The organism is Caulobacter sp. GW821-FHT10C03, from assembly GCF_059415485.1.
The window spans coordinates 304,474-328,884 of record NZ_JBWKNI010000004.1 but is presented as its reverse complement, the minus strand read 5'-3'; the positions used below and the strand labels follow the sequence as shown (position 1 = coordinate 328,884).

General features: G+C 68.7%; 26 protein-coding genes. 13 read left to right on the top strand and 13 right to left on the bottom strand.

Going from position 1 to position 24,411, the window contains the following annotated elements; all coding sequences use genetic code 11:
* Window positions 1–517: 517 nt before the first annotated feature.
* From AC07NG_RS07430 to rplU, 3 genes are all read right to left on the bottom strand, one after another.
* A complete protein-coding gene (locus tag AC07NG_RS07430) occupies window positions 518–1,051 on the bottom strand; it encodes a GNAT family N-acetyltransferase (protein WP_492854396.1) in 534 nt (177 codons plus the stop codon).
* A 224-nt stretch (window positions 1,052–1,275) separates the two neighbouring features.
* Window positions 1,276–1,545 carry a 50S ribosomal protein L27 gene (gene rpmA / locus AC07NG_RS07425; protein ID WP_110119187.1) on the bottom strand — a complete coding sequence of 90 codons (270 nt, stop codon included), beginning with the start codon at window positions 1,543–1,545 and terminating at the stop codon, window positions 1,276–1,278.
* Window positions 1,546–1,623: 78 nt separating this feature from the next.
* Window positions 1,624–2,136 (bottom strand): 50S ribosomal protein L21, encoded by a 513-nt coding sequence (gene rplU / locus AC07NG_RS07420; protein WP_110119189.1) that lies wholly within the window; start codon window positions 2,134–2,136, stop codon window positions 1,624–1,626.
* Between the two features lie 215 nt (window positions 2,137–2,351).
* Between rplU and AC07NG_RS07415 the strand changes: the two genes are divergently transcribed.
* Both AC07NG_RS07415 and AC07NG_RS07410 read left to right on the top strand, forming a co-directional pair.
* Window positions 2,352–2,981 (top strand): hypothetical protein, encoded by a 630-nt coding sequence (locus tag AC07NG_RS07415; RefSeq protein ID WP_110119192.1) that lies wholly within the window; start codon window positions 2,352–2,354, stop codon window positions 2,979–2,981.
* 221 nt (window positions 2,982–3,202) lie between these two features.
* The gene (locus AC07NG_RS07410; RefSeq protein ID WP_492854399.1) at window positions 3,203–4,312 is read left to right on the top strand and encodes a CobW family GTP-binding protein; all 1,110 of its coding nucleotides are present in this window, start codon (window positions 3,203–3,205) and stop codon (window positions 4,310–4,312) included.
* A gap of 175 nt (window positions 4,313–4,487) precedes the next feature.
* Here the strand turns inward: AC07NG_RS07410 and AC07NG_RS07405 are convergent, their stop codons facing one another.
* From AC07NG_RS07405 to AC07NG_RS07395, 3 genes are all read right to left on the bottom strand, one after another.
* On the bottom strand, window positions 4,488–5,081 hold the full coding sequence (locus AC07NG_RS07405; protein WP_487289912.1) for a CC0125/CC1285 family lipoprotein: 594 nt from the start codon (window positions 5,079–5,081) through the stop codon (window positions 4,488–4,490).
* Window positions 5,082–5,195: 114 nt separating this feature from the next.
* On the bottom strand, window positions 5,196–5,873 hold the full coding sequence (locus tag AC07NG_RS07400; protein WP_494593027.1) for a LysE family translocator: 678 nt from the start codon (window positions 5,871–5,873) through the stop codon (window positions 5,196–5,198).
* 16 nt (window positions 5,874–5,889) lie between these two features.
* Window positions 5,890–6,294 carry an MAPEG family protein gene (locus AC07NG_RS07395; protein WP_494593025.1) on the bottom strand — a complete coding sequence of 135 codons (405 nt, stop codon included), beginning with the start codon at window positions 6,292–6,294 and terminating at the stop codon, window positions 5,890–5,892.
* Between the two features lie 174 nt (window positions 6,295–6,468).
* Here AC07NG_RS07395 and AC07NG_RS07390 point away from each other — a divergent pair, with 174 nt between their 5' ends.
* Window positions 6,469–6,669, top strand: coding sequence for a KTSC domain-containing protein (locus tag AC07NG_RS07390; RefSeq protein ID WP_110119204.1), 201 nt, complete (start codon window positions 6,469–6,471; stop codon window positions 6,667–6,669).
* Window positions 6,670–6,815: 146 nt separating this feature from the next.
* Here AC07NG_RS07390 and AC07NG_RS07385 read toward each other — a convergent pair whose 3' ends face one another.
* The 4 genes from AC07NG_RS07385 to AC07NG_RS07370 are packed head-to-tail and all read right to left on the bottom strand — an operon-like array spanning window position 6,816 to window position 10,410.
* Window positions 6,816–8,672 (bottom strand): flotillin family protein, encoded by a 1,857-nt coding sequence (locus AC07NG_RS07385; protein ID WP_494593023.1) that lies wholly within the window; start codon window positions 8,670–8,672, stop codon window positions 6,816–6,818.
* A gap of 46 nt (window positions 8,673–8,718) precedes the next feature.
* Window positions 8,719–9,333, bottom strand: a complete 615-nt coding sequence (locus tag AC07NG_RS07380) for a YqiJ family protein (protein ID WP_110119208.1) — start codon at window positions 9,331–9,333, stop codon at window positions 8,719–8,721.
* 5 nt (window positions 9,334–9,338) lie between these two features.
* Entirely contained in the window at window positions 9,339–9,914 is a 576-nt protein-coding gene (locus AC07NG_RS07375) for a PspA/IM30 family protein (RefSeq protein ID WP_494593020.1), read from the bottom strand.
* A 10-nt stretch (window positions 9,915–9,924) separates the two neighbouring features.
* Complete coding sequence (locus AC07NG_RS07370; protein WP_492854404.1) at window positions 9,925–10,410, bottom strand: hypothetical protein; 486 nt, start codon at window positions 10,408–10,410, stop codon at window positions 9,925–9,927.
* A gap of 394 nt (window positions 10,411–10,804) precedes the next feature.
* Here AC07NG_RS07370 and AC07NG_RS07365 point away from each other — a divergent pair, with 394 nt between their 5' ends.
* Genes AC07NG_RS07365 through AC07NG_RS07335 form a run of 7 tightly spaced genes read left to right on the top strand, consistent with a single transcriptional unit; the run spans window position 10,805 to window position 19,030 of the window.
* Window positions 10,805–13,207, top strand: coding sequence for a TonB-dependent siderophore receptor (locus tag AC07NG_RS07365; RefSeq protein ID WP_494593018.1), 2,403 nt, complete (start codon window positions 10,805–10,807; stop codon window positions 13,205–13,207).
* A 49-nt stretch (window positions 13,208–13,256) separates the two neighbouring features.
* Window positions 13,257–14,621, top strand: a complete 1,365-nt coding sequence (locus AC07NG_RS07360; RefSeq protein WP_494593016.1) for an MFS transporter — start codon at window positions 13,257–13,259, stop codon at window positions 14,619–14,621.
* 15 nt (window positions 14,622–14,636) lie between these two features.
* The gene (locus AC07NG_RS07355) at window positions 14,637–15,701 is read left to right on the top strand and encodes an LLM class flavin-dependent oxidoreductase (protein ID WP_494593014.1); all 1,065 of its coding nucleotides are present in this window, start codon (window positions 14,637–14,639) and stop codon (window positions 15,699–15,701) included.
* Window positions 15,698–16,330: a cysteine hydrolase family protein gene (locus AC07NG_RS07350; protein ID WP_492854409.1), complete on the top strand. Its 633-nt coding sequence runs from the start codon at window positions 15,698–15,700 to the stop codon at window positions 16,328–16,330. The genes AC07NG_RS07355 and AC07NG_RS07350 overlap by 4 nt, the downstream gene beginning before the upstream one ends.
* Window positions 16,330–17,715: a zinc-binding metallopeptidase family protein gene (locus tag AC07NG_RS07345; protein ID WP_494593012.1), complete on the top strand. Its 1,386-nt coding sequence runs from the start codon at window positions 16,330–16,332 to the stop codon at window positions 17,713–17,715. Before AC07NG_RS07350 ends, AC07NG_RS07345 begins: the two co-directional genes overlap by 1 nt.
* Window positions 17,715–18,206: a flavin reductase family protein gene (locus AC07NG_RS07340; protein ID WP_494593010.1), complete on the top strand. Its 492-nt coding sequence runs from the start codon at window positions 17,715–17,717 to the stop codon at window positions 18,204–18,206. The genes AC07NG_RS07345 and AC07NG_RS07340 overlap by 1 nt, the downstream gene beginning before the upstream one ends.
* Window positions 18,207–18,217: 11 nt before the next feature.
* The gene (locus AC07NG_RS07335) at window positions 18,218–19,030 is read left to right on the top strand and encodes a TauD/TfdA dioxygenase family protein (RefSeq protein ID WP_492854413.1); all 813 of its coding nucleotides are present in this window, start codon (window positions 18,218–18,220) and stop codon (window positions 19,028–19,030) included.
* A 3-nt stretch (window positions 19,031–19,033) separates the two neighbouring features.
* Here the strand turns inward: AC07NG_RS07335 and AC07NG_RS07330 are convergent, their stop codons facing one another.
* Together AC07NG_RS07330 and AC07NG_RS07325 are read right to left on the bottom strand one after the other, a co-directional pair.
* Window positions 19,034–19,477, bottom strand: a complete 444-nt coding sequence (locus AC07NG_RS07330) for a hypothetical protein (RefSeq protein ID WP_494593006.1) — start codon at window positions 19,475–19,477, stop codon at window positions 19,034–19,036.
* 33 nt (window positions 19,478–19,510) lie between these two features.
* The gene (locus tag AC07NG_RS07325; protein ID WP_494593004.1) at window positions 19,511–20,260 is read right to left on the bottom strand and encodes an enoyl-CoA hydratase/isomerase family protein; all 750 of its coding nucleotides are present in this window, start codon (window positions 20,258–20,260) and stop codon (window positions 19,511–19,513) included.
* 291 nt (window positions 20,261–20,551) lie between these two features.
* Here AC07NG_RS07325 and ccrA point away from each other — a divergent pair, with 291 nt between their 5' ends.
* Both ccrA and AC07NG_RS07315 read left to right on the top strand, forming a co-directional pair.
* Window positions 20,552–21,832, top strand: coding sequence for a crotonyl-CoA carboxylase/reductase (ccrA, locus tag AC07NG_RS07320; RefSeq protein WP_487289887.1), 1,281 nt, complete (start codon window positions 20,552–20,554; stop codon window positions 21,830–21,832).
* Between the two features lie 80 nt (window positions 21,833–21,912).
* Complete coding sequence (locus tag AC07NG_RS07315) at window positions 21,913–22,152, top strand: DUF2188 domain-containing protein (RefSeq protein WP_110119224.1); 240 nt, start codon at window positions 21,913–21,915, stop codon at window positions 22,150–22,152.
* On the opposite strand, the gene AC07NG_RS07310 is transcribed toward AC07NG_RS07315, so the two are convergent.
* Window positions 22,149–22,634, bottom strand: coding sequence for a nuclear transport factor 2 family protein (locus AC07NG_RS07310; protein ID WP_494593001.1), 486 nt, complete (start codon window positions 22,632–22,634; stop codon window positions 22,149–22,151). The genes AC07NG_RS07315 and AC07NG_RS07310 overlap by 4 nt on opposite strands.
* Before the next feature lie 206 nt (window positions 22,635–22,840).
* Here AC07NG_RS07310 and AC07NG_RS07305 point away from each other — a divergent pair, with 206 nt between their 5' ends.
* Window positions 22,841–24,307 carry a M20 family peptidase gene (locus AC07NG_RS07305; RefSeq protein ID WP_494592999.1) on the top strand — a complete coding sequence of 489 codons (1,467 nt, stop codon included), beginning with the start codon at window positions 22,841–22,843 and terminating at the stop codon, window positions 24,305–24,307.
* Window positions 24,308–24,411 lie beyond the last annotated feature (104 nt).

Here is a 24,411-nt window from a genome sequence, read left to right as displayed (position 1 = left end):
CTCGCCTCTACCTCCCGTCGCGGCGAAGGCGCTCACGACCCGTTGCGGCCGCCGGATTCGCGTGTGAGGCTGACGTCGTGCGTCGTCTTACCAAGGAAGAGCGGGAAATAAGAAAGAGCGCCGGCATCCCGCCTGGTCGGTGGTTGCCAATCGCTCTGCCGTTCGTTTACGCCTTCATCGTCGCCTGCAGCCCCGCGCTGCTGGAACCCTGCATCGGACGCCTGGCGGATGCGCCGGGGCGCGTCGGCGTGGTGCTCCGATTTGCGCTCGCTTACCCCTGCAGCGCTTGCTTGCTCCAAGGAGGCTGGGCCGAACGAGGGCTGTTCGCGGCGCTTTGGGGGTCCATTCCGTTCGCCGTGTTGAACGTCTTCTGGGTCAAGCGCCACAGCGCGTACTGGGATCGGATACGGGCGCGCGAGAAGGCAAGACGCGCCGAGAAACGCGCGCGCACGTCCGCCGAGTCTGGCGGAGGGACCCGTCCTGAAGATGGGAACACGGAAGTAGGGGGCGGGCCGGCCTAAGCCAGCCACACCATCATCCGCGTCGCCACGCTCGCGCCGCGCGACACCGACGGCTTGTCCTCGACGACGCCCGTATAGAGGAAGCCGGCCTTGATCAGGACCTCGCCCGAGGCGGGGTTGTCGGCGAAGTGGCCGGCGACGACCAGCTTGCGACGCCAGTCGTGCGCGGCCCAGGACAGGCCGCCCTGCAGGGCTTCGGTGGCCAGGCCCCGGCCCCAGAACGGCCGGCCGATCCAGTAGCCGACCTCGAGCCGGCCGTCCTCGTTGGGGAAGAAGCCCAGCACGCCGACGACGCCGGCGTCTTCCAGCTCGATGGCGAAGGTGGCCGCGCGGCTCCAGTCCTGCGACTGCACGCGGGCCACGAACTCCTCCGCGTCGCCCAGGGCGTAGGGCCAGGGCATGCGGGTGGTCATCTTCGGGATGGCGTAGTCAGCGCCCAGGCTGGCGATGCGCGGCGCGTCGGACATGTCCGGAGCCCGCAAGGTCAGCCGCCGCGTCTCGATGACGGGGCTTCTTTCGATCACGCACATGGCGCGTCTCCCTTTCCCGGTCCTTCTTCACGCCGAGGCCGTCGCTCCGACAGGCTTCAGATAGTGCGGGACCGTGACGCTCCAATTGCCATGATGGGGCTATTTCGTGGAGCGTGGACAAAACAAAAGCGGGCAGTCCGGCGTCCGGACTGCCCGCTTCGTATTCGTCGCGTCCGGATCGTCTTCTTTTGGAAGCACGATCCGAAGGGAGACTTCTGATCGTACTATTCGGCGGCCTGGGCCACCGGGGCCACGGTCACGTAGGTACGGTTGTTCTTCTTGGTCACGAAGCCCACGGCGCCCTGCACGAGAGCGAAGAGGGTGTGGTCCTTACCGATGCCGACGTTGGCGCCCGGGTAGAACTTGGTGCCGCGTTGACGCACGAGGATGTTGCCGGCGAGAACCTTCTCGCCGCCGAACTTCTTTACGCCAAGGCGCTTCGATTCCGAGTCGCGACCGTTGCTCGACGAGCCGCCAGATTTCTTGTGAGCCATGATGCTCTCCTAATCTTCGACCCGGTTTCCGCGAGCGGACCTGGGTCAGATCAATTCCAAAAAAGACCCTGGCGGATCTTAAGCTTCAGCTTCCGGAGCTTCCGAAGCCGCGGCCTTCTTCGGCGCGGCCTTCTTCTTCGGAGCGGGGGCGGCTTCGGCCTTCACCGGAGCTTCCGGGATGGTGGCCGGCACGGCGGCGTCGCCGAGACCGCGGGCGCGGGCGTCGAGGATGACCTTCGGGGTCAGGTCGATCGCGCCGTCCCACTTGGTTTCCTTGCCGGCGCCCGAAACCGACGTCACGCGCAGGACCGACTCGGTCTGGCGGTGACCGCGGGTGCGGCGGTAGCCCTGACGGCGGATCTTCTTGAAGATCTTCACCTTCTCGCCCTTGCGGGTTTCGATCAGGGTGGCGTTGACGACGGCGCCGTCAACGGTGGGGGCGCCGACCGTCACGGCCTCGCCTTCGCCCAGCAGCAGAACTTCGCCGAACGCGACTTCCGCGCCAGGTTGACCGTCGAGCTTCTCGACGACCAGCAGGTCGCCGGCTTGGACCCGGTACTGCTTGCCGCCGGTTTTGATGACCGCGTACATAGGTTAGCGCCTTAAATAACGTGCTGTTCGCAAAATAACGGAACGCCCGCGAGGAGACCCGGCGGGCGAGAGGGGCGCACTTATAGCGCCGAAAGGCTGTGAGTCAACGGCCAAGGACGCCTCTCAAGCGCTTGACGAGATTCAATATGCGGCCTGTGGCCGCCGCCCCAAAGAGTCCCCTGGTTCGTTATTTTGTAACAGGCTATAGCGCGGGCGTGACGTCCGCCTTCTTCGCCTCGATCGCGGCCACCGGCTTCATGGTGGCCTTCCTGCATGCGGCCCTGCCAACCCATTGGCTGCCGTTCGTGCTGGTCGGCCGCGCGCAGAAATGGTCGGCGGCGCGCACCTTGAGCGTGACCCTGCTGGCGGGCCTGGGCCACGTGGCCCTGACCATCCTGCTGGGCCTCTTTCTGGTGATCGCGGGCCTGGCGCTGGAGCCCAAGCTGGGCGGCCTGTTCCACTGGGTGGTCGGCGGGCTGATGGTCGCCGTCGGTCTCTTCTATATAGCGCGGGGCCGTCACAGCCACGGCCTGCCCGAGGCCGGCCGCAAGGCCTACACCTCGGACCGGGCGGCGATCATGGCCCTGGTGGTGCTGCTGACCCTGTCGCCCTGCGAGGCCTTCCTTCCCTATTACCTGGCGGGGATGAAGCACGGCTGGGCGGCGTTCCTGCTGCTCAGCGTCGTGCTGCTGGCGGCGACGGCGGCGGGAATGCTGCTGTTCACGGGCCTTTCCCTGGCTGGCGTGCGCCGCCTGAACCTCGACTGGCTGGAGCGCTACGAGGAGACCATCCTCGGCGCGGCCCTGGTGCTGGTCGGCCTGGCGGTCGCGTTCCTGAAGACCTGAGGGCGGCGTCCTCATAATCTCCCGTCATTCCCGCCCTTGTGGCGGGAAACCCTGGTTCCGTTCGCATGTGAAGCGCCAGCGGACTGCTCGGCAGTCCGCCCCTACCACTCTTGCGGCCGACAGAGGGTTTCCCGCCACAAGGGCGGGAATGACGGGAAGATGGGTAGGCCCGATCCATCCCCCCGCTTTCACTTCAGCCTGAGCCGCCCTAAATACCCGCCATGACCCAGACCGCTTCCGCCCCCGGCAAGATCCCCGTCACCGTGCTGACCGGCTATCTCGGCGCCGGCAAGACCACGCTGCTCAACCGCATCCTCACCGAGGAGCACGGCAAGCGCTACGCCGTGATCGTCAACGAGTTCGGCGAGGTCGGCATCGACAACGACCTGGTGGTCGGCGCGGACGAAGAAGTGTTCGAGATGAACAACGGCTGCGTCTGCTGCACGGTGCGCGGCGACCTGATCCGGGTTCTGTCGGGCCTGATGAAGCGCAAGGGCGGCTTCGACGCCATCGTCGTCGAGACCACGGGCCTGGCCGATCCGGGCCCGGTGGCCCAGACCTTCTTCGTCGACGAGGACGTCAAGGCCCGCACCTATCTCGACTCGGTAACCGCCCTGGTCGACGCCAAGCACATCATGCTGCGACTGTCGGACTCCAAGGAAGCGGTCGAGCAGATCGCCTTCGCCGACCAGATCGTGCTCAACAAGACCGACCTCGTGGACGAGAACGACCTGCGCCACGTCGAGGCCCGGATCCGCAAGATCAACCCGCTGGCCCCGATCCACCGCGCCCAGCGCTCGAACGTTCCGCTGAGCGCCATCATCGGCAAGCACAGCTTCGATCTGGAGCGGATCACCGAGCTGGAGCCGGATTTCCTGAATCCCGGCCACGGCGAGCCGGGCCACGTGCACGACGAGCACTGCGGCCACGATCATGGCCACCATCACCACGACCATGACCATGTGCATGACGAGCACTGCGGTCACGACCACGGTCATGATCATGGGCACGACCACAAGAGCGACATCCACGACGACGGTGTGAAGGGGATCTCCCTGACGCTCGACAAGCCGGTGGACGGCCAGAAGATCACCGTCTGGCTCAACAACCTGCTCGCCGCCAAGGGCGTCGACATCCTGCGCGCCAAGGGCATCATCGACGTGAAGGGCGAGGAGCGCCGCCTGGTGTTCCAGGCCGTGCACATGATCCTGGAAGGCGACTTCCAGCGCCCCTGGACCGACAAGGACAACCGCTACAGCCGCATGGTCTTCATCGGCCGCGACCTCGACGAAGCCGAGCTGAAGAAGGGCTTCGAGGCCTGCGTGGCCTGAGCCTGATCCCTCTCCCCTTGCGGGAGAGGGTGGCCTCCGAAGGAGGTCGGGTGAGGGGTTGCACGTACAGAAACGCCGCGACGGCTGATCGGCTGTCGCGGCGTTTTGCTTTTGAGAGACCCCTCATCCGTCGGCTATCGCCGACACCTTCTCCCGCAAGGGGAGAAGGAAGAGATCAGCCGGCGGGAGCGCGTTGGATGCTCGGCTCGAGGTTCTTGACGATCTCGCGGGCGTCGTAGGCGCGGGGGTCGCCCGAGGGCTTGGAGCCCTTGTGCAGGACGATCTCGGCGCTGGCCTCGAACTTCTCGATCGTGCGGATCTCGGCGCGGTTGGCGAAGAAGGGGTCGCCCCAGAACGGGTCCCAGGCGCGCCAGCCGCCGTAGCGGGGGCCGTAGTAGCGCCAGGACGGACGCCAGGCGCCGTACGGATAGCCGTAGCCGAAGCCCGGCCGCATGAACGGATCCTCGTCGATCACGGTGCGGGCCGTGCGGTCGGTGCGGCGGTCGGCCGTCTCGAACCAGTCGTAGCCCTGCTGCACGGTCAGCTCGGCGGCCCGATAGAGCAGGTAGCGCTCGACGGTCTCGCGGCCTGTCAGGCTGTTGCCGGCGAAGGTGACGCGATAGCGGTCGCCCTCGAGGCGGAGTTCGGAAAAGCCGCCGGACGCCTTCTGGCCGGGCGCGGCGGGCTGGTAGGGGGTGGCCGTGGCGCAGGCGCTCAGCGCGGCGGCCACCGCCGCGATCGCGAGCCACTTGACCTTTTTCTGGGACATGGCGCGCTCCTTTGCGACAACTCGTTACTCCCGTACCGTAACGGATGGCGCAGCTTTACGGTTTCGCCAAGGCGATCCGTTTCCAAAAGCGAAAAAAGGGGCTTACCCGCGGCCCTATCCGCGAAGGACGATCAGGCAGGCCGCGCCGATCAGCAGCGCCCCCACCACTAGGCCGAAACCCTTGCGGAAGGACGGCTCGTTCATCCGCGTGGCCAGGGCCGCTCCGCCCAGGCCGTAGGCGCTCATGCTGATCAGGTCCATGCCGATGGTGGCGCAGGCGAACATGATCAGCTGCGGGACCAGTGGGCGGTGGATGTCGATGAACGGCGGCAGCACGCCGGCGAAGAACACCAGGATCTTCGGATTGGCGATCTGCACGGTGAAGCCGTCGCGGAAAGCCGAGCGGCCGGTCGAGGTCCGCACCGCCGCCAGGGCCGCGCCCTCGCCGGCGGCCGGCTTCAGGGCGCCGATGATCGACTTGATCCCCAGCCAGACCAGATAGGCCGCGCCCGCCATGGCCAGCACGTGGAAGGCGGCGGGGAAGGCGGCGATCAGCGCCCCCAGGCCCAGGGCCGCGGCCACGAACCAGCACAGGCTGGCGCTGTTCATCCCCACCACGCCCAGCAGCGCCGCGCCCTTGCCCTTCTCCATGCCGGTGGCGATGGCGAACAGGTTGGCCGGGCCCGGCGTGATGGCCATGACGAACATGGCCGCCAGGAAGGCGCTGTAGCGGGCGGGATCGACGGGCAGGACCATGAGCGGGGCTATAGAACTTCGCCGCCGCCGCGTCATCCCGGGAGGCGCGTCGTCAGAGCCCCACCGTAACCGCCACCCAGATCACGCGGCCCAGCGCGCCCAGCAGCAGGGCGAAGGTCGCCAGGCCCTGGATGGCGAAGCCGAGGCCGCGCTTCTTGGGATCGGCCGTGTAGCTGAGCGCATAGATGATCCGGCCGAGGATCCACACCACGCCCGCCGCGGCGGCGAACAGGTCGTTCCAGTAGATCGCGAACAGCCACAGCGACGGCAGGAAGATCGGTAGCCATTCCAGGGTGTTGGCCTGCACCCGCACATGGCGTTCGAGGTCGGGATCGCCGGTCATGGCCGGGGCCTGGATGCCGGTGCGGCGACGCGCGCCGCCCACCCGCAGGATCATCCAGATGTAGCAGATCAGGGCGGCCAGCGTGACGATGGCGACCAGGGCGTGGGTTTGCATGGCGTGTTCTTCCCCTTTTTGACGCGGCTCAAGGCGGCCCGCGCGAGGGGAGCTTAAGCGTATTCAGGGTTGAAGCTCAAAGCCGTGAGGGCCAAGGCGGAACCGGCCGCCGCGTCCATGCGCTTTCAGCTTCGAAGACACCCGTCCGAACCCTTCTCAGGAAAGGTCTCGCGCATGCTCGTGAATTCCACCGCGATCCGAGCGATCGACTACGAGCCCGAACACGGCAAGCTGATCGTCACCTTCATCGACGGCGACGAGTACGTCTATGTCGGGGTGCCCGAACGGGTGACGGCCGCCTTCACGCGATCGCGGTCGAAGGGGCGGTTCTTCCAGCGGATGATCCGGGACCGGTATCCGTACAACCGCATCTGAGCGCTCTTTCCACATCCCACTCGGTCGTCATCCCGAAAAGCGCTGCGCTTCGGCCGGGATGAAGAGCGGGGAGGGTCTCCAAACAAAAAAGCCATCGCCGAGTTTCCCGGGCGATGGCTTCTGATGTGTCGGACTGAGAGGCGCCCTTACGCCTCCTCGTCCTCTTCCTCCGCTTCGACCTCTTCCACCTCGACCGGCGCGGCGATCGCGACGGGCTTGGCCTTCTTGCCGCGACGGGGCGCCGGAGCCTCCTCGACCACGGCCGTCAGCGCCGGGGTCTCGGAGAGCGGGGCGGTCAGGCCCGACAGAGCGCCGCCGTTCAGGCCGACCTCGGCCATCAGCTGGTCGAGCAGCGGGGCCTGGGCCCGATAGCGCAGGGCGCCGCTGACCACCTGGTCGGCCAGGTTGCCGCCGCCGTTCGAACCGCCGCCGGAGTCGTTGGCCGCGCCGCTGGTCGCGCCGTTCAGGCCGTCGACCTGGACGATGCGGATGGAGTCGATCGCCTCCAGCGGCTTCACCGACTCGGCGATGATCCGGTCGAGGTTCTCGATCAGCTTGATGCGGATGGCCATGGCTACCTGGTCGGCCGACAGCAGGTTGGCGGCCTTGTTCAGGGCCTCCTGACCCGAGGCGTCGACGGCGTAGCGGACGCGGGCGGCCTCGGCGGACAGGCGAACGGCCTGGGCCTCGGCTTCGGCGCCGATGCGGGTCTTGTCGGCCGCGCCCTTGGCTTCCTCGCGCAGGGCCTCGGCCCGGTCGGCGGCGGCGGTCTTCTCGGCCTCGGCGGCGACCTTGACGGCGATGGCCTCGCGCTCGGCTTCCTTGGTCGCCTCGATCAGCTCGATGATCTTCTGGCGGTCGGCGGCTTCGCGTTCGCGGACGGTCTTGACCTGTTCCTCGGCGGCGACGGCGAGGGCCAGCGCCTTGTCGGCGTCGGCCTGGGCCTCGGACTGGGCGCGCGACTTCTCGGCGACGGCGATGGCGCGGTCCTGCTCGGACAGCTCGATGGCCTTGGCCTTTTCGATGGTCTGGGTCTCGACGGCGCGTTCCTTGGCGATCTCGCGCTCGCCCAGCTCCTGCTCCACGGCGATGCGTTGCTGGGCCACGGCCCGGTCGGCCTCGATCTTGGCGGTCTCAATCTGCTGCTGGGCGGCGATCTTGGCGCCTTCGGCTTCGCGCGACTTCTCGGCTTCCTTCTGCGAGACCTCGGCGGCCTGGGCGGCGCGGCGGATGGCCAGCTCACGCTCCTGCTCGAGCTTGGCGTATTCCTCGTCGCGGCTGATCTCCAGCGTGCGGCGCTGGGCCTCCAGGTTCTTGGTGCGGATCTGCACCTGGGTGTCCTGCTCGATGTCGTTGCGCAGCTTCTTGCGCAGTTCGATCTCCTCGGTCAGCCGGGTCAGGCCCTCGGCGTCGAAGGCGTTCGAGGGGTTGAAGTATTCCATGGCGGTCTGGTCGAGGCCCGTCAGCGACACGGTCTCAAGCTCCAGGCCGTTCTTCAGCAGGTCTTCCGACGAGACCTGCTGCACCTTCTGGACGAAGTGGGTGCGCTGCTCGTGCAGCTCGGTCATGGTCAGTTCGGCGGCCACCGAGCGCAGGGCGTCGACGAACTTGCCCTCGACCAGGTCCTTCAGCTGCTCGGGATGCATGGTGCGCTGGCCAAGCGTCTGGGCGGCGCTGGCGATGGCCTCGGCGCTGGGCTGCACCCGCACGTAGAACTCGGCCAGCACGTCGACGCGCATGCGGTCCTTGGTGATCAGGGCCTGCTCGGCGCTGCGGGCCACGGCCAGGCGCAGGGTGTTCATGTTGACGGGGATGGTCTCGTGGAACACCGGCAGGATCAGCGCTCCGCCGTTCATCACCACCTTCTCGCCGCCGAACCCGGTGCGGACGAAGGACGTCTCCTTGGAGGCGCGCTTGTAGAGGCGGGCCAGGATCAGGCCCAGGATCAGCAGGCCGAGCAGGCTGCCGCCGGCGATGACGCCGATTTCGATCAAGGCAGGCATGTGGGTAACCCCCGAAGTTTGGATAAGCGAAAAAGGGAGGAAGGGATCAGCGCTCGCGCAGGGCGTCGCTTTCGTTGCGGATGGCCAGGAACCTGGCCCCGGCGTTGCGGACGATGATGACGCTGGTCCCCTGGTCGAAGGTCTCGCCGTCCTCGTCGGGCTCGACCATCACGTAGTGGGCCTGGCCGTGGGCGTCGCGCACCCGGGCCTGGGCCGGCGAGCCAACCTTGGCCTGGCCGGTGACGATGGTCGCCACGCGCCCGACCAGGGTCTCGCGCGAGACGGCGGTGGTCTCGTCGCCGGGCAGGATGCGGGCCAGCAGGCGCCCCAGCACCCGGGTGAAGGGCAGGGCGACGGCACCGGCCAGCGGCCCGGCGATCCAGATCGGGGCGGGGTGTTTGAACACGCCGGCGATCAGCTGTTGCAGCACCAGGCCGAGCGTCCCGAAGGCGAACAGGAAGACGACGATGATCATCAAGAGCGGCAGGCGGCCGACGTTCAGCCAGCCCAGCAGCGAGGGATGATCCAGGTCGTGCCCGTCGAGGCCGTCATGACCGAGGCCCGCGCCGAGGCCGGCGGCCTCGACGGCGCCGATCAGCAGCATCAGCAGCAGGGCGGCCAGGAACAGGGTGTTGCCGTCGGCGGCGAGGAAGCTCCACATCGCGGTCAGCCCTCCTGCCTGGCGGCGCGTAGGGCGGCCAGGCGCTCCTCCACCCGGTGGCGGCGGGTCAGGCGTTCCAGCTCCGACAGCTTGGCGCCCCGGGCCAGTTCGCCATCGGTCGGCGGCTTGGGCGCCTTGGCGCGGGCGGCCGACAGGTCGGTCAGGTCCTCGGCCATCTCGCGGCGGGTGGCCTGCAGGGCGGCCAGATAGCCTTCCAGCTCGGCCTGGCGCTGGGCGGCGTCGGCGACGGCGGTCTCCAGCACCGGAACCTGGGCCTCGATGTCCAGCTGGTGTTCGAGGGCGGCGCGGACCAGGTCCTCGCGGTCCTGCGAGAGGGCCAGTTCGATCTGGGCCGACAGGTCGTCGTGACGGCTGGACTGCTCGGTCAGGCGCTTGGCGGCGAGGTGCCGGGCGGCGATGGCGCGGCCGAGCTCGGCGCGCACCTCGTCGACGGCCTGGTCGACCTCGCGCAGGGCCTGCTGGCCCAGCGCGTCGGGCATCACCTCTTCCAGGGCGTCGATCAGGGCGTGGGCTCCGCCGCTGACGATGCGGCCCACCCGGGCGCGAAGGGAATCTGCCATCGGGTCCTCGTCAGGCGCTCGCCGGGCGGTCGGCCGCGGCGGTGATCAGGCGGGTCAGCTCGCCCAGGGCGGCGACGCGGCGGGAGACGATCGTGGGATCGTAGGCGGGGGCGCTGGGCGTGACGCCCCAGCGCAGCATCTGCTCGGTCAGGCGGGCGGCGGCGTCGACGAGACGCGCCTCGTGCCGGGCCAGCCGTTCGGGATCGCCGCCGGCCAGTTCGGCGGGCGCGGCCAGCAGCACGGCCAGCAGCTCCTCGACGGCAGTGGTCAGGGCCAAGGCGACGGTGGAATGGCGGTCGCTGGCCAGCTCGGCCGCGCGCAGGGCCTTCAGGGCCGGGGCGGCGATGTCGTGGGCGGCGGCCAGGGCCGCGTCCCAGGTCGCGGGCGTCTGGGCGCGCTGGCGGGCCTGGCGGATCAGGCCGCGCACCTTGTCGCTGGCCGTCACCGCGCCCTCCAGTTCGAGACCGGCGAGGAAAAGGGCGTCCTCCTCGGACAACCTGACGCTCAGGGGTGTGTTCAGCGCGACCATGGATAGAAACGTGGTGCGTTGTAAGACGTTTGTAAACAGCTGAGCCGTTCGCCCGCAGATTACATTTTCGTCAGGCTCCACCCGCGCCGTGGGGAGCGACCGGTAGATCGGATCGCCAAGGCCTGGCTTCAAGGCCGCTTGAGTCTCGGTCTCGTTCGCCCTGGATCAAGTTTTCTGGTCCCGCCGTGGGCGAAAGCCGCGCAGGGCGGGGCAAATCCTGGGCGACCCGAACATTTTGAGTGAAATTACAGATGCCGCGCCGGACGTCCGGAACCGGTGAGGCGATGGTTTCTCCAAGAGGTGTCGCCCCTGGGGATAACCGCCGAGGGCGGAAGGTGCGACGGCCTCGAACGAGGACGTCATGTCGAACCAACGGATGTTGCTGGCGGGCTGCTCCGCCGCCGTTCTGCTCGCTCTGGCCGGCGCCGCTCACGCGGCCGAGCCCGATCCTGTCGCCGCGCCGGACGCCGTCGACGAGATCGTCGTCAAGGCCCGCGACAAGGCCGGCCTGATCGAGAAGCAGCCGAACAACACCGTGTTCGGTCTCGACAAGCCGCTGATCGAGACGCCGCGCTCGGCCAGCTTCGTCTCCGACCTGACCCTGCAGCGCTACGGCATCGAGACCATCGACGGCCTGACCGCCGTCTCGCCCGGCACCTACACCGCCAGCTTCTACGGCGTGCCCGGCTCGCTCAACATTCGCGGCACCCTGGCCGAGAACTACTTCCGCGGCTTCAAGCGCGTCGAGAACCGCGGCACCTACTCCACCCCGATCGGGGCCGCCGAGCAGATCCAGGTCGTGCGTGGTCCGCCGACCCCGATCTACGGTCCTGGCAAGGTGGGCGGCCTGCTGAACTTCATTCCGAAGTCGGGCAAGAACGAAGGCGGCTATCTGTCGGAGCCCACCGGCGAGGTGACGGCCACCTACGGCAGCTACAATCGCAAGAACGCCACGGCCCAGGTCGGCCTGCCGGTGTCGTTCGGCGACGTGGTCGGCGGCGTCTATCTCTACGGCGAGGCCGAGGACAGCCACAGCTACTACCACGGCATTTATCCCAAGCGTCAGACGGGCGAGATCTCGGCCGACTTCGACCTGGGCAACGGCTGGAGCACCGCCATGGGCGCGATGCTCTACCACTCCGACGGCGACGTGCAGACGGCCGGCTGGAACCGCCTGACGCAAAGCCTGATCGACAACGGCACCTACATCACCGGCCGCGACACCAGCCTGACCGACAGCGACGGCAACGGCCGCCTGACGCCGAACGAGATCGGCTACTACCCCTACGCCGCGTCGATGTACCTGGCCTATTACGGCTACCCGGCCAGCGACGCCCTGCACACGCTGGACACCGGCGTGGGCACGACCAAGCTGTCGCCGCGCACGGTCTATGTCTCGTCGGCCGACTTCTCGAAGACCCGCACCAACACCTTCTACTGGGACCTGGCCAAGGACCTCAGCGCCGACAGCTCGATCAAGCTGCAGCTGTTCTACGACGACCTCGAGAACAAGCGCTTCTCGTCCTACGGCTATCCGGCCTGGTTCGACAGCAAGGTCTGGGAAGCCCGCCTGACCTACAACATCGACCACGACTTCCTGGACGGCGCGGTCGAGACCAAGTCGTTCGTCGGCGCCTCCTACCGCGACTTCGACGGCCGCCGCCGCGAAAGCTACAACAGCGGCATGATCGCGCTGGACCGCCGCGATCTCTCCTACGGGGCCACCGCCACCGACATCCTGGGCAGCCCGTTCAACGCCGGCGACGGCGTGCAGTGGGAGAACGACAATTCCAGCCAGTGGAGCGACGTCGGCGTCTTCTTCACCAGCGACATCATGATCGGCGGCAAGCTGAACCTGATGGTTGGCGGCCGCTACGACGACTACGACGTCACCTCCAACGACACCGGCTACCTGTCCTACACGATCGCCGGCGTGCAGAAGGCGTCGAAGGGCAAGTGGACCTACACCGCCAGCGCCACCTACAAGCTGCCGCTGGGCCTGATGCCCTACATCACCTACGCCGAGACCTCGTCGCTGGAGATGAGCCAGGCGGGCGACATCGCGCCGGGGCTGGTCAACAACGGCACGTGGCTGTCGGACGGCGACCTGGCCGAGACCGGCGTCAAGTTCCAGTGGCTGAACGGCACGCTGGTTGGCTCCCTGGCCGGTTACCGCCAGAACCGCACCCAGCTGACCGGCATCGCCGGCACGGTCACCGGCACCCGCGCCAAGGGCGTCGAACTGGAAGTGCGCTACCTCGCTTCGGAGCACTTCAGCTTCACCTTCTCGGGCAACAGCCAGCACACCTCGGTCAAGGGCCCGGACACCTCGTTCCAGTACATCCCGGCCTGGGCCGCGGGCGTCTCGGGCGCCAACGGCTTCGGCGGCTCGTATGTGGTCTGGAGTTACAGCAGCGTCGTCGGGACCGGCGACTACGACTACACCCTGATCCCCAAGTCGGTGGTCAGCCTGTACGGCTCCTACACGTCGGACGCCTACGACTGGGGCAAGGTCGGCGGCACGCTGGGCGTGACGCACGTGACCAAGACCTCGGGCGTGCTGCCGGGCGCGGTGGTCTATCCGGCTTACGCCGTGGCCAACGCCAGCGCCTACTACGAGTACGGTCCGTACACGGCCACGCTCAACGTCGATAACCTGTTCGACAAGCTCTACTTCACCCCCGACGCCGACACCTACGCCAACCTCGGCGCGCTGCCCTCCAAGGGCCGCGAGTGGCGGGTGACCCTGTCCCGGAAGTTCTAGTTCCCCTGCGGCGCGCTCGCTGCAACGGGCGCGTCGCTCCTACGCGAGCGTGACAGCCAAAAGTGTCAGCGGTTTTGGCGCCCGTCACGCGACCAACAAAAGAGTTTGGAGCCCTGCGATGTCGACTTCCCCCTGGCGCGCCTGGCTGATCCTGTCGGTCTTCGCCCTGCTGTTGTTTCTGATCACCGCCTCGACCTTCTCGTCGCTGGGGGTGGTGCTGCCGGCGATGATCAAGGAGCAGGGCTGGGGCTTCGGCCCGGCCTTCACCGGCTTCACCCTGCTGGGGGCGTTCTGCGGCGGCTCGTCGTGGCTGCCGGCCCTGCTGATCCGCAAGCTCGGCGTGCGGCCGACCATCCTGGCCGGCTCGGCGGTGATGGTGGCGGGCTTCACCTGCCTGGCGGCGACGCCGGGCCTTGGCGTCTATCTGTTCGGCACGGCGCTGCTGGGCGTCGGCTACCAGATGATGGCCCTGATCCCCGGCACCCACGTGCTGGGCATGCTGTTCAAGAAGCGCGCCCTGCCGTTCGGGATCTATTTCACCGTCGGCTCGCTGGGCGGAGTGGTCGGGCCGTGGATGGCCCTGTCGGGCATGGAGATCGCCGGCGGCGCCTGGCGGCCCTACTGGTGGATGCAGGCGGCCGCCTCGCTGGTCGTCGGCGTGCTGTGCACCGCGCTTGTGGGCGGCAAGGCCTGGCTGGACGCCGCCGCCGCCGAGACCGACAAGGCCGTCGCCGCGGACGTCGAGAACGCGCCGGCCAACACCCGCGTCTACCGCACCGCCGTCGACTGGACCGTGAAAGAGGCCGTCCGCACCCCGCAGTTCTGGGTGATCCTGGCGGCCTATTTCGCCCACCTGCTGGGCGGGGTCACCGCCGTGAGCCTCGCTCCCAGCCACTTCGGCGAGCTGGGCGTGCCGATGACCATCGCCATCTCGGCGATCAGCCTGGAATCCCTGATGCAGGTGGCCGCGCGCCTGGGCGGTGGCCTGGTCGGCGACCGTATCGACCCGCGCTGGCTGCTGGCGGGCGCGCAAGGCGTCATGGCCGTCGGCCTGCTGGCCCTGACCCACGCCACGACCTGGCCGCTGATGATGCTGTTCGCCGTCGGGGTGGGCATCGGCTTTGGCATGACCGTGCTGGCCGTCAGCATCCTGCTGCTCAACTACTACGGCCGGAAGAACAATCTCGAGCTCTTCTCGCTGGTCTGCCTGGCGGGCGCGGCCTCGGCCCTGGGCCCGGCGATCGGCGGCTTCATGCGCGACCAGCTGGGCGGTTTCGCTCCGGCCTTCCAGGTCTTCGCCGCGGTGATCGGCGTGATCTTCGTCGCCGCCCTGTTCATGCGCCCGCCGCGCAAGGCCGCCGAGGCCGAGCCGATCGGCGAGCCCGTTCCCACCCTTCTGCAAGACGCCGCGTAATCAAGGATGTCCGCCATGTTCCACAGCCCCTCCAAGCACAAGGACTTCGGAGTCTTCCTGCCGGTGGCCAACGGCGGCTGGATCATCTCCAAGACCACGCCCACCCTCGACGGCCTCTACCAGAGCAACAAGGCCGCGGCCGTCGCCGCCGACCAGGTCGGCATGGACTTCGTCATGTCGATGGGCAAGTTCCGCGGCTTCGGCGGCGAGACCGACCACTGGGGCACGGCCCTGGAGTCGGTGACGATGATGGCCGGCATCGCCGAGGCCACCAAGAACGTCCGCATCTGGGCCACCATCCACCCGCTGCTGCAGAACCCGGCCGTGGCGGCCAAGATGATCGCCACCCTCGACCACATCAGCGGCGGCCGCGCCGGCCTCAACATCGTCGCCGGGGCCTATCGCGGCGAGTTCGCGCAGATGGGCGCCTGGGACGACGCCCTGACCCACGACGACCGCTACGTCCTGACCGAGGAATGGACCCAGATCGTCAAGCGGCTGTGGAGCGAGGACAGCGTCGATTTCGACGGCCGGTTCTTCACGATGAAGGACTGCCAGTCCAAGCCCAAGCCGCTGAGCCGGCCGCGTCCGGAGCTGGTCTGCGCGGGCATGAGCGACCGGGGCTTCCAGTTCTCGGTGCGCGAGGCCGACGTCTGCTTCATCGGCGGCCGCACGCCGGAAGAGCGCCGCGACGCCAGCCGCCGGGCGAAACTGGCCGCGCAAGGCATGGGCAAGACCATCAAGACCTACGCCATGTGCACCGTCGTCCACGCCGAGAGCGACGCCGGCGCCGAGGCCCTGGTCCAGCGCTACAAGGACGGGGCCGACATGGGCGCCATCCTGGCCATGCTGGAAAGCTGGGGCGTGCCGGCCGAGAAGCTGTCGAGCGTCGCGGCCCAGCAGGGCGCCTTCATGACCCACACCGTGGTCGGCTCGCCCGCCACCTGCGCCGAGCAGGTCCAGGCCTTCGTCACCGACTGCGAACTGGACGGGCTGATGCTGATCTTCCCGGACTATGTGGAAGGCCTTGCGATGTTCGGCTCGGAGATCCTGCCGGGCCTGCGCTCGGTGTTCTCGTGAGCGACTTCGCAGGCTGGATCGCGCCCGGCCGCACGGCGCTGGCGGTGATCGACATCCAGGTCGACTTCGCCTCGCCGGACGGCCTGCTGGGGCAGTACGGCGTCGACATGGGCATGGCCGCGCCGGCCGTGGACGCGGCGGCGGCCCTGGTCGCGGTCGCGCGCGAAGCCGGCGTGCCGGTGGTGTTCGTCGGCCTGTTCACTTCGCCCGACACCGACAGCCCGTCGTGGAACGAGCGCATGCGCCGTCGCGGCGGCGATCCCGACAGCGAGGCGGCCCTGTGCCGCGCGGGCCAGCCGGGCAGCGCCTTCTATGGTCCCCAGCCCGCGCAGGGGGAGCTGGTGGTGGCCAAGACCCGCTACAGCGGCTTCGTCGGCACGGACCTGGACGCCCGCCTGAAGGCCATGGGCGTCGATACGCTCGTGGTCTGCGGCCTGACCACCGAGTGCTGCGTGGCCGCCACCGCCGCCGACGCCTTCGACCTCGACTACCACGTCTTCGTCGCCGCCGACGCCTGCGCGGCCTACGAGCCTGACCTGCACGAGGTGGCTCTGAAGACCATGGCGCTGAACACCGCGATCCTCACCGACAGCGTCGAGGTCGCCAAAGCCTGGAAGGAGGCCGCGTGATGGCCGACGGGTTCGCCAACATCCCGGGCGTCGCCGCGCCCTACACGGTCACGAAAGCCGACCGCGCCGCCATCGCCGCCGCGATCAGCGAAAGCGAGATCGTCGAGCTGGCCCTGACCCTGGGCAACATTCCCGCCCCCTCGGGCAAGGAGCTGGAGGTCGCCACCTACGTCTACGACTGGATGGCGCGCGAGGGCTTCTCGCCGCGCAAGGTCGGGGCGACCCCGGAGCGTCCCAACGTCATCGGCACGCACGGCGGCAAGGGTGTCGGAAAGAACCTGCTGTTCACCGCCCACCTCGACACCGAGGCGCCGACCTGGAACCCCGATCTCGACGCCTACAAGTACAGCACCTCGACCCTGGCCAATCCCGAGTGGGAGAAGTGCTGGCTGGAGGACGGCAAGCTCTACGGCTATCCGATCGCCAACGACCGCGGGCCGATGGCCTGCTTCCTGATCGCCGCCAAGGCGCTGAAGGCGGCCGGCTACGACCTGGCCGGCAAGATGTATCTCACCGCCTGTCCCGGCGAGATCGGCCCCGAGCCGATCGAGGAGCATCGCGGGATCGCCTATATGGGCAAGGACATCGGCGCCCACTACCTGTTCCACCACGGCGGCGTCGCCCCCGACTACGCCATCGCCGCCGAGGGCTGCGACTTCGGCCTGACCTGGGTCGGCTGCGGCTATGCGGTGTTTCGGATCACGGTCTGGGGCGAGGGGGTGTTCACCCCGCTGCTGACCCACCCGGCCACGGCCGCCGAGCATCCCAACCCGCTCTACAAGATCGGCAAGCTGACCGAGGCGATCCACGCCTGGAGCGGCGAGTGGGAGAAGGCCAGCCTCTACGAGAGCCCCGGCGGCACGGCCCAGCCGAAGTCGCAACTGGCCTCGATCCGCGGCGGCATTCCCTACGCCTTCGGCGCGGGCACCGAGCGGGTGAACCTCTATCTGGAAGTGGGCCTCAATCCCCGCCAGCGCGTGGCCGACATCCAGCACTCGCTGGAGGCCATGGCGCGCAAGACGGGCATCGCCGGGATCGAGATCGAGCCGGTGGTCGTGCGCCACGGCTTCGAGGCCGACGCCGCCGAGGTGGCCCCGCTGGTCGGGGCCGTGGACGTCGCCACCCAGCTGTCGCTGGGCCATCCGGTCGCCAAGGCCGCGCCGGTCTATTCGAGCATGTGGCGCGACCACAACGTCTTCAACATGCACCGCATCCCGGCCATCACCACCGGCTTCGCCCGCTGGCGGCCGACGCCGAAGGACCTGGTGGACAGCGCCCTGGTCTACGCCCTGACGGCGCTGGCCGTCTGCGGCCGGGCCGAGACGGGCGAGGCGGCCAACCGCGCCCCGCCGGTCTATGGCGACAACCCGTTCGGGGGCGAGTGATGGGCGCGGCCCTGGCCACGGACGCCGATCCCGCCCTGTTCCGCAAGGCCATGGGCGGCTTCGCGGCCGGCGTGACGGTGGTGACCACGGCGCTGGACGGACAGCTGTCGGGCACGACGGTCAGCGCGTTTTCGTCGCTGTCGATGGACCCGCCGCTGGTGCTGGCCTGCCTCAAGCGCGAGAGCCGCACCCTGGCGGCCGTGCGCGAGGCCGGGGTGTTCTGCGTCAACATCCTGGCCGCCGACCAGGGCGAGCTGGCCTACGCCTTCGCCAGGTCGGGTTGCGACGACCGCTTCGCCCTGGCCGCCCTGGAGGCCGGCGCCACCGCCGCCCCGGTGCTGGCCGGCGGGGTGGCGGCGGTCGAATGCGAACTGCACGCCGCCCACGACGGCGGCGACCACGAGATCCTCGTCGGCCGGGTGGTTTCCGTCCGCATCGACGAGTCCAAGCCGCCGCTCGTCTACGTGCGCGGCCAGTTTCTGAAAGCTTGAGAGAAGTCCCGATGGCCTACGACGTGCTGGAAGTGAAGCCGATGACCCGCCGGATCGGCGCCGAGGTGTTCGGCGTCGACCTGGGCCAGCCGCTGTCGAACCGGCAGTTCGAGGAGCTGCACCAGGCCCTGACCCAGTACCAGGTGCTGTTCTTTCGCGACCAGCAGATGACCCACGACGCCCACAAGGCCCTGGGCCGCAAGTTCGGGCCGCTGGCCATCCATTCGGGCGTGCCGGGCCTGGCCGACCATCCCGAGGTGGTGGCCATCCACGCCGACGAAAATTCCAAGTTCGTGGCCGGCGAGAGCTGGCATTCGGACCTGACCTGCGATCCCGAGCCGCCCCTGGGCAGCATCCTGCACATGCCGGTCGTGCCCGACGACGGCGGCGACACCGTCTTCGCCAGCATGTACGCGGCCTATGACACCCTGTCGGAGCGGATGAAGACCTATCTGGAGGGCCTGACCGCGGTCCACGACGCCAACCCGATCTACAAGGCGATCTTTCCGGACATCGACCGCACCTACAACTGCACCGCCCACCCGGTGGTGCGCACCCACCCGGTCAGCGGCCGCAAGAGCCTGTTCGTCAACCCGTCCTACACCACCCACATTGCCGGCCTGCCCAAGGCCGAAAGCGCGGCGATCCTCGGCTACCTCTACCACCACGCCGGCAACCCGGACTTCCAGGTGCGCTTCCGCTGGCGGCCCAACTCGGTGGCCTTCTGGGACAACCGCTGCACCTGGCACCAGGCGATCTGGGACTATTTCCCGGACGTGCGCTCGGGCTTCCGCGTCACGATCGCGGGCGATCGACCGGTGTGATCTTCACGCCTTCGGAGAGCGGGACAGGATCCGGCGAATTCTCGCGGGCTGCAGCTTCGCGCGCGCGACGATTTCTTCCACGCAAGGCTCCGGACGATCCGGTGCGCAGGTGACGTCGAAGGTCGCCAGGGTTCTGTTGCGCTCGCTGACGCGCCGGTCGGCGAGACGCGCAGGGATCTTGATACGCACCGCATAGCGCAGCCTTCCGTCGGACGTCGGCGCGCCATCGGCGATATGGATGCTCATCGGTTCGCGAAAGTCCCGCACGAAGTCGGGTTCCAGTCGCATGCGCGTGTCGACCGCCTCGAACAGCGGCTTCGTGGGTGGATGATCGCCGCTGTAGCTTGCGTAGAAACGGGTCGGGCCGGCGGGAGGCGCCGTCGCGCAGGCCGCGGCCAGGAGAGGCAGGGCGCAGGCGGCCAGCGAGCGTCGCAAAAAGTGCGTCATGGTCTCCCCCTCATGTGATCGTCGCCGGCGAGGCTACCGCCGCCGGAAATCCGCCGTCCTCTTCGCCATGAACGCCGCGATGGCCTCCTTGTGGTCGGCGCTGGCGATCAGGGCCGGCAGCTCTTCTTCCACGTAAGACCGCCCGTCTACGATGCGCTTGGTCGCCTCCACCGCCAGGGGCGCGCGGGAGGAGATGGCTTCGGCCCGCTTCATGGCCTCGCGCAGCAGGGTGGCGGGCGTGTGGACGGCGGTGACGACGCCGTCGAACAGGGCGCGGGCCGGATCGAACTTCGCGCCCGTCAGCAGGTGGGCCTTGGCCCTCGCCGCGCCGATCAACTTGGGCAGGCGTGTCGCCGAGGCCACGAGGCCGATGTTCACCCCCGAAGCCGCGAACACCGCCCGGTCGCTGGCCAGGCGGATGTCGCAGGCCAGGGCCAGTTCCAGCCCGCCGCCGAAGCACCAGCCGTCGATGGCGGCGATGGTCGGCACGCGCAGGGCCTCGACCCAGTCCATCAGCCGGTTGAAGTCCTCGACCGCCGCCAGGGCCCCGTCGCCGCGCACGGCCGCCTCGCGCAAGTCGTCGCCGGCGCAGAACACCGCGCCCCGGCCGGTCAGCACCACGGCGCGGACGTCGTCGTCGGTGGCGATCTCGTCCAGGGCCCGGACCAGCTGGGCCCGCAGCGGCAGGCTCAGCGCGTTGGCTGGCGGGGCGTCCAGCTCCAGCAGAATGATGGAGCCCGTGGGGCGCGAGACGTGAAGCAGCGGCGGGATCGTCGGCGTCATGTCGCCAACCTCGCCCGACGCGGGCCGAATGGGAAGCGCGCAACCTCCGGCTCGACATGTGGTTTCATGTGCAACCATGCTGCGACGCACAAGGATTCTGCTTGCCAGATCCGGATGCTTGTCACAGCCTTCGCCATACCGGCAGGCTGAGCGTGGCCGGAGAACACGATAAGAACGACGGCCCGGCGGCGCGTTTTTCGTTCGCGCCGAACCGTACCGCGGAGCGCAAACAGTCCTTTTGGCGTTCATGTTGCAGCGCCGAAGAGCCGGGGCCAAAAGCCGGGGAGTGATATGACCGCCGCGACCCTTGAGACCGCCACGTCTGCTGTCAAAGACCTCTACGAGATCGGCGAGATCCCGCCGCCCTTCCACGTGCCCAAGTCGATGTACGCCTGGACGATCCGCAAGGAGCGCCACGGCCCGCCGGGCTCGGCCATGCAGGTCGAGGTGGTTCCGACCTGGGAGATCGGCGAGGACGAGGTGCTGGTCCTCGTGATGGCCGCCGGCGTCAACTACAACGGCATCTGGGCCGCCCTGGGCGAGCCGATCAGCCCGCTCGACGGCCACAAGCATCCCTTCCACGTCGCCGGTTCCGACGCCTCCGGGATCGTCTGGGCGGTGGGCGCCAAGGTGAAGCGCTGGAAGCTGGGCGACGAGGTCGTCATCCACTGCAATCAGGACGACGGCGACGACGAGGAGTGCAATGGCGGCGACCCGATGTACTCGTCGAGCCAGCGGATCTGGGGCTACGAGACGCCGGACGGCAGCTTCGCCCAGTTCTGCCGCGTGCAGTCACGCCAGCTGATGCCCAGGCCCCGCCACCTCACCTGGGAAGAGGCGGCCTGCTACACCCTCACCCTCGCCACCGCCTACCGCATGCTGTTCGGCCACAAGCCGCACGAGCTGAAGCCCGGCCAGAACGTGCTGGTCTGGGGCGCATCCGGCGGTCTCGGCGTCTTCGCCGTGCAGCTGGCGGCGGTGGCCGGCGCCAACGCGATCGGCGTGGTCAGCGACGACGACAAGCGCGAGTTCGTGCTGTCGATGGGCGCCAAGGCGGTGCTGAACCGCAAGGAGTTCAACTGCTGGGGCCAGTTGCCCAAGGTCAACGGCCCGGAGTTCTCCGACTACATGAAGGAGAGCCGCAAGTTCGGCAAAGCCATCTGGCAGATCACCGGAAACAAGGACGTCGACCTCGTTTTCGAGCACCCGGGGGAGTCGACCTTCCCGGTCTCGGTGTTCGTGGTGAAGCGCGGCGGCATGGTCGCCATCTGCGCCGGCACCAGCGGCTTCAACCTGACCATGGACGCCCGCTTCCTGTGGATGCGGCAGAAGCGCGTGCAGGGCTCGCACTTCGCCAACCTGATGCAGGCCAGCGCCGCCAACCAGTTGGTCATCGACCGCCGCGTCGATCCCTGCCTGTCGGAGGTGTTCCCCTGGGACCAGATCCCCGCCGCCCACGAGAAGATGCTGGCCAACCAGCACCTGCCCGGCAACATGGGCGTGCTGGTCTGCGCCCAGCGCCCGGGCCTGCGGACCTTCGAAGAAGTGCAGGAACTGGCCGGGGAGGGGTGATTGCGGCGCCTGCGTCCAAGACAGCGCCGTCGGAACCGCGTCCCTCTCCCTCCAGTTTCGCCTCTGAAGGAGCATCGCCCATGACCGACATCACCTACACCATCGTCGAGCACGACGGCGGCTGGGCCTACAAGCTGGGCGCGGTGTTCTCCGAGACCTTCCGGACGCACGACGCGGCCTTGGCCGCCGCTAAACGCGCGGCTGGCGAGCAGAAGGTGGCGGGCGACACGGTCGGCATCACCTATGAGGACGAGCGCGGCCAGTGGCGCGAGGAGCTGTCGGACGGCCACGACCGTCCGACGACGCACGTGAAGGACTAGGACTTCGCCGGCTGCGGCTTGGGGAACCACAGGGCGTTGACGATCACCCAGCGGTCCCCGAACCGACCCAGATTGAGGTGATCGACGAACCAGGGCGTCTCCACGCGCGCCACCGCGGCGTTGCCGGCGACGTCCAGGACCCTCACGCTGCGGTCCCACTTTTCGCGGGGCGTGCGCAGGGCGCCCTGCCGCGTCAGGTCCACGAGCTCGTCGCGGCTCATGCGCCGCAGGCCCAGGGTTTCGTCCGGATCCGGCCGCGAGCGTACGGCGCGCTTGGCCAGGTCAGGGTGCAGGACGCGGGCGACGCGGGCCGGATCGCCCTCCAGCTGGCCGTCTACATAGTCATAGACCGCGGCCTCGACCGCCTTCACGGTCGCCGGATCGAGCGCTTGCGCGGGGCTGTCAGCCACGGGGGCGCCTGTCGAGGGCGTCGGCGGGACCGCACCGCCGAGCGCGATGGCGGCGAGCATGGCTGCGATCATGGAAGTCTCCAGTAGGGCCGCTCGCGAAAGGGAGCGGGGCAACAAACCACGGTTTCGCGGAAGGGGCGCGCCCGTTTTCCGCGAGCCGAGCGGAAATGGCGGAGAAGGATCAAGAGACTATTTCGATCCATCACGTATCGAAATAGGGATTGGCAACCCCGCCGCCCCGTCGCACAGTCGCGCCCTGACATTCGCGGAGGGGCGTCATGGGGTGGAAGAGCAAGGTCGCGCTGGGCACGGTCGGCGTCGTCGCGGTGCTGGCCGGTGTGGTCGTGGTGCGCACGGCGACCTTCAAGCCGCCGGCCCCTGCCGGCGACGTTCCCCTGGCCGCCGCCCGTCCGTTCGACGCCGCCAGGGCCGCCGCCCACCTGGGCGAGGCCGTCCGCTTCCAGACCGTCAGCCACCAGGACGCCGCGCAGAACGATCTGGCGCAATGGGACGCCCTGCACGCCTGGCTGCAGGCCACCTATCCGGCCGCCCACAAGGCCATGACCCGCGAGGTCGTCGGCGGCCACGCCCTGATCTACACTTGGAAGGGCTCGGACCCGTCCCTGCCGCCGCTGGTGCTGATGGCCCACCAGGACGTGGTGCCGGTGACGCCTGGCACCGAGAAGGACTGGAAGCATCCGCCGTTCGCCGGCGTGGTGGCCGACGGCGCGGTCTGGGGCCGCGGCTCGGTCGACGACAAGGGCTCGCTGATCGGCCTGTTCGAGGCGGTCGACGGCCTGGCGGCCGGCGGTTTCACGCCCAAGCGCACCGTGATCATCGCCAGCGGTCATGACGAGGAGGTCGGCGGCGCCGGCGCCCGGGCCGTGGCGGCCACGCTGAAGGCGCGGGGCGTCAAGGCCTGGTTCGTGCTCGACGAAGGCATGGTGGTGGTGGCCGACAATCCGGTCACCCAGGGTCCGGCGGCGATCATCGGCGTGGCCGAGAAGGGCTACGGCACCATGCGGATCACCGCCCCGGCGCCGGGCGGCCACTCCTCGACCCCGCCGGCCCAGACCGGGGTGACCACCCTGGCCCGCGCCGTGCTGGCCATCGCCGATCACCCGCATCCGATGACGTTCTCGGGCCCCGGCGCCGACATGCTGAAGGCCCTGGCCCCCAGCGCCTCGCCGGTGGTGAAGATGGCGGCGGCCAACACCTGGCTGTTCTCGCCGCTGCTGATCAAGCAGACCGCCCGCTCGCCGGCCGGGGCGGCCATGCTGCACACCACCACGGCCCCGACCATGCTGAAGGGCTCGCCCAAGGACAACGTCCTGCCGCAGGACGCCACGGCATGGATCAACTACCGCATCGCGCCCGGCGACACCGCGGCCGCCGTCATGGCCCGCGCCAGGAAGGCCGTCGGCGACCTGCCGGTGACCTTCGCCTGGGAGCGCCAGCCCAACGATCCCTCGCCGGTGTCGTCGACCTCTTCCGGCGGCTGGAAGACCCTGGCCTCGCTGGCCGGTAACGAGAGTGGCGCGCCGGTGGCGCCGGGCCTGGTCATCGCCGCCACCGACAGCCGCTTCATGTCGCCGATCGCCGACGACATCTACCGCTTCCAGCCGATCACCCTGTCGATGGACGGCACCAAGATGATCCACGGCACCAATGAGCACATGACCGTGGCCAACCTCGAGGAGATGGTGCGCTTCTACCAGCGGCTGGTGGAGACGGCGGGGCGCTGATCGCGTCCATACCTCTCCCGTAAAATCCCCGCGAAAGCGGGGACCCAGGTGTTTTATCGTTGAGCGCCATGGGTTGCAGAAAAAGCCTGGGTCCCCGCTTTCGC